Raw genomic sequence first — 1,194 nt, 5'->3', positions numbered from 1 at the left:
ATCCCATCCCGAACTCAGTAGTGAAACGCAATCGCGCCGATGATAGTGTGGGGTCTCCCCATGTGAAAGTAGGTCATTTCCAGACGCTAAATTAGAATAATCCCTGACTCTATGAGTCAGGGATTTTTTCGTTTAGGATTTTAAAATAAATAAGTCCTTTTGGTGTTAGGTTTAGTTAATAGCCTACTCGAAATCAGTGTGGACGACATGGCCATGTGAAAGTAGGGTGCAATGTCTGTGTTTATAAAGCAACGCTTTATGCAGACATGGAGCGCGGAGGATTTATCCGCAGCTGAACATCGCCAAGCTCCTAATACGAATAATCCCTATTTGGTGTTATGTTTAGTAAAACTTGCTGGTAATCAGTGTGGACGACATGCCTATGTGAAATGGGGTCATCGCCAATCGTCTAATCAATATTAAGCCCGTCACTGTGTAGCGGGCTTTTTGCGTTTATGGTTTTAATAAAACTGGAATAGATCAGTAGAGCTAATATTAGCAGATCTGGTTTGGTGAATTATTTGAAGCTTTTATCTTTTATATAACGGTTAATTAAGGCTATTGCATTGAAAATATCTTCTTACAACGTGCAGTGTTTGTGTTCTATTACTGAAGAACCCTTCAGCTCTTCTACTTACTGGATAGTCTCTTTACGAACGACATTCTTTGCTAAAAAACTTTAATCAACAACGATTACCTAGATTGGCCTGTTAGCAGCACTAACATGACTATTTCTGTGGCTGGGGAGTAATGCTATTAACATTGAGGCTGCAGTGCTTAAAATAATATTGTTTTTTATGCTAATTTCCTCATGTTGAACTAGAATTGAATGCCGCATTGGAACTTATGCGGATAAATTATGACCTTTTAGAAAGCTCGAAAATTCACAGCTCCAAAATTGGTAGATAGTTTTACGGTAGTCATTGCCGTGTTTTGAGTTAAGCGTTACATGGCACCAGCACAAAAATGAATGTTATCCTTTTCTATTACTGGGCCTAACACAATTTAAGCGGTTGGTATATTATCCCTAGAGTGCCACTTTTTGTCTCGCTGTGTGGATAACCTTGGGGGTAATAAGTGTGTATCCTGTACTTAAACAATTAATGATTAAAAACTTCATTTTTATGCATAAAAGCCCTTGCGCTAAATCTTAACTTGCCTATAATGCGCATCCACTGACACGGCGACAGGCCA

General features: G+C 38.9%; 1 protein-coding gene and 1 rRNA gene. Both read left to right on the top strand.

Annotation, left to right across the window (positions count from 1 at the left end):
- A 5S ribosomal RNA gene (gene rrf / locus Q4557_RS19740) occupies positions 1–85 on the top strand; the annotation flags it as partial.
- A gap of 146 nt (positions 86–231) precedes the next feature.
- Positions 232–423 carry a hypothetical protein gene (locus Q4557_RS19735; RefSeq protein ID WP_133126569.1) on the top strand — a complete coding sequence of 64 codons (192 nt, stop codon included), beginning with the start codon at positions 232–234 and terminating at the stop codon, positions 421–423.
- Positions 424–1,194 lie beyond the last annotated feature (771 nt).

The sequence above is a fragment of the Shewanella sp. 5_MG-2023 genome, from assembly GCF_030547465.1.
GTDB lineage: Bacteria > Pseudomonadota > Gammaproteobacteria > Enterobacterales > Shewanellaceae > Shewanella.
This window is presented reverse-complemented; position numbering and strand designations above follow the sequence as displayed.

Coding starts and splice junctions, on each gene's coding strand:
- Q4557_RS19735 (WP_133126569.1), top strand. CDS start 232: ATGTCTGTGTTTATAAAGCAACGCTTTATGCAGACATGGAGCGCGGAG.